Genomic DNA, 2,791 nt, shown 5'->3' with positions numbered 1-2,791 from the left:
AAATACTGTTTTTAGATACAGTATATTCCTGGGCCATGCGCATGGGCCTATCCCGACCACGGGGAGTGCCCATCATTTAAGCGCAGCGCTGCAGACCAGCACTGGCGCGGCATGCGCAGGTTATCCCGGCCACTATCCACAACCTTGACCCCAGAGGCTGGGGACAACAACGCACCACAGGACGGCAGGACGCAAAGCATGTGCAGCCACTACCAAGGCATCAAACAGGAAGAATCCTACCGCAAGTTCTTCAGGGTTGAGCCGCCCGCCATGGAGGGCAAGGAGGGCAATGAGGACATGTGGCCGTGCTACCAGGGCAGCTTCATCCGCAGGCATCCGCATGCCGAGGTCGGTGATGACGCTGTACCGCCCAGAGAAGCCCTACTTGGGCAGTACGGTCTGGTGCCGCACTGGGCTGATGATCTCAAACTCGGCCGCAGCACCTACAACGCACGGTCCGAAACAGTCGCCACCAAGCCGAGCTTCCGAGATGCCTGGCGCCATGCACGCCACTGCATCATCCCCGCCATGGCCATCTACGAACCGGACTGGCGCAGCGGCAAGGCCGCCCCCACCCGCATCAGCCGCGCCGATGGCCAGCCCATGGGGATCGCCGGGCTGTGGGATCAATGGAAGTCTCCTCGGGGCAAGATCGTGCATAGCTTCACCATGATCTTAGGGGGGTCTCACGTTACTTAGCTGTCCCGCCTGCTAGATTCCCCGGTTTCCCCGAATTGCCTCTTTGAGGCGAGTAGCGGGAGGGGGTCCGGGGGAGGGACAATGCGTGTGGATAACAAGGTGCTCGACCGCTGGCAACAGCTGGATGCAAGCCAGGTACTTATTGCTGTCGCGGACTACGCAAAGGAGGACAGTTCGTTTGTGCCGGCGAAAAATGCGGCGACTACGCGGTGGCAGGCCCGAGTCGGACAGAGCGAGTTCGAGCTGCTGTTGACCGGGCCGAAATTCTGGGATGCCCGGGCCAACCGTGGTGGGGGCGGTGCCGTGGATCTGGTGATGCACCTCAATGGCTGCCACTTCAAGCCCGCCGCGGCGTTCCTGGTGGAACGCGGGCTGTGAGGTTGTTTCTCTCGGACGAAAGCCTAGTCGTGCAGGGTCGCGCCTTCGTGGGCTTCCCTCTGCTGGTCCATAGAGACGGCACGGCCGTGGAGCCCGCGCAAAGCTTCCTGTGGGACGTGCTCACAACCAATGGGAGGGCGCAGAGTCCACTGACCTGGGCCAAGTATGGCCGGGACATCTACGACTACTTCGCGTTTCTCGACGCCAACGAACTGGATTGGCAGACCGTCCCCTCGAGAGGCATGCCGAGCGTCGTGGACTGGTATCGCGACTGGTCCAAGGGGGAGATCGGTCTTGATTCGGTCACGATCAACGCCAGGCTGCGTCTGATTGCTCGGTTCTACCGATGGGCCCAGCAAATGGGTTTCATCAAGCAATTGCCCTTCCGCTATCAGGTCGTCCGCGTAGCGCGCACACCGGGGTTCCTGGCGCACGTGGACGCGTCAGCGAACCTGGTCGAGGTGCCCAGTGCGATGCTGTCTCAGAAGTCGGCGCCAATTAAATTCCTCACGATGGAACAGGTGCTGGTGTGCCTCGGTGTCCTGAGCAACATAACCCACCGCATGATGTTCGAGCTCATGGTCCGCTGCGGATTGCGCCAGATCGAATGCAGGACCTTCCCGGTCAAGTACCTGTTCGACCCGGCCAGACGGCGCGACTTGGTGCAGGGCCAAATGATCCGCTTACCTTTGAGCAACAAGGACATGAAGCTCAAGTATGACAAGCCGCGCGCTATCGACGTCCCTTATGACCTGATGGAAGACCTTTGGTGGTATGCCGCGCGACACCGCAAATCACGTCAGCGGGCGGCTGGTGCCGGCGCAACCAGCACGTCTTTGTTCCTCACTCAGAACGGGACCCCTTATGGAGACACAGCCCTCACCGACATCTTCGTGGCCCTGGAGAAGCGCGTGGGCTTCAGGGTGCGCCCCCATATGCTTCGGCACACCTATGGAACGTACACGCTGTGGAAGCTGCGGAAGGTCGGCTTCGACGGAGAGCCATTGCTCTACGTGCGGGATCGGATGGGTCACAGCAGCGTGAGCACCACTTCGATCTACCTGCATCTAATCAATCAATTGGGGGCGCAACTCGTTCTGCTGTGGGAAGACGAAATCGATGCGCTGTTCGGGATCGAGGGATAGCATGGGCCGACAAAGGAAAAACTTCAAGGCCGCAGATCCAGTAGCGATACCGGGGCGTCCAGAAGCGACGGAGCCAGCATCAGCGGAAGTCGCGCTCCCCAAAAACCCCACCAGTACTCACAAGATCGACCTGGGCGAGTGGCTGGGCAAGGGTATTGACGAATGGGTGGTCAGCTGCTCGCTGCAGCTGCGCGCCTTCATTCAAGCCAAAACCGTAGCGCCGTCCTCAGTCGTCTCCTACGGCAAGGCGCTGAGATACTTCTTCGACTATCTCGCGACCGAAGGCGCCTTGGCCGGTCCCGCTGGGTTGGACCGTAGGCAGCTGGACCAATACGTTGCCTGGCTGAAAGCTGGCAGAGGCCCCGGTAGCGAGGTCTCACAGAAGAATGCCTACAGCCACACTAAGTCAGTTCTACAAGGGTTGATCGACCGGCGCGTGATCGAACCGCAGGACGGCCTGTTCCCGGCCAACCCCTTCCCCTCGATCAACAGCAAGAAAAAGGGCCAGACTCCGCTGTCTCAGGCCGAACTAGTCAGGCTGGCAGATGCCTTGCGAGCTGACGTCATCG

The 2,791-nt window shown here is 60.5% G+C and carries 4 protein-coding genes; all 4 read left to right on the top strand.

The window, feature by feature from the left end; all coding sequences use genetic code 11:
- Positions 1 to 198: 198 nt before the first annotated feature.
- Positions 199 to 699, top strand: a complete 501-nt coding sequence (locus PHI64_RS23245; protein WP_299888717.1) for an SOS response-associated peptidase family protein — start codon at positions 199 to 201, stop codon at positions 697 to 699.
- Between the two features lie 81 nt (positions 700 to 780).
- On the top strand, positions 781 to 1,077 hold the full coding sequence (locus tag PHI64_RS23240; protein WP_291329309.1) for a hypothetical protein: 297 nt from the start codon (positions 781 to 783) through the stop codon (positions 1,075 to 1,077).
- A gap of 29 nt (positions 1,078 to 1,106) precedes the next feature.
- Positions 1,107 to 2,222 carry a site-specific integrase gene (locus PHI64_RS23235; protein WP_299888713.1) on the top strand — a complete coding sequence of 372 codons (1,116 nt, stop codon included), beginning with the start codon at positions 1,107 to 1,109 and terminating at the stop codon, positions 2,220 to 2,222.
- Between the two features lies 1 nt (position 2,223).
- Positions 2,224 to 2,791: hypothetical protein (locus PHI64_RS23230; RefSeq protein WP_299888710.1), on the top strand; the 568-nt coding region annotated here is incomplete at its 3' end.

Source organism: Zoogloea sp. (assembly GCF_028689785.1).
Taxonomy (GTDB): Bacteria; Pseudomonadota; Gammaproteobacteria; order Burkholderiales; family Rhodocyclaceae; genus Zoogloea.
Note: the sequence above shows the minus strand (reverse complement) of the source record. Positions and strands in the feature narration are given on the sequence as shown.

Excerpts from the sequence above, each read along its gene's own strand:
- PHI64_RS23245 (WP_299888717.1), top strand. The coding sequence starts at position 199 with ATGTGCAGCCACTACCAAGGCATCAAACAGGAAGAATCCTACCGCAAG.
- PHI64_RS23240 (WP_291329309.1), top strand. The coding sequence starts at position 781 with ATGCGTGTGGATAACAAGGTGCTCGACCGCTGGCAACAGCTGGATGCA.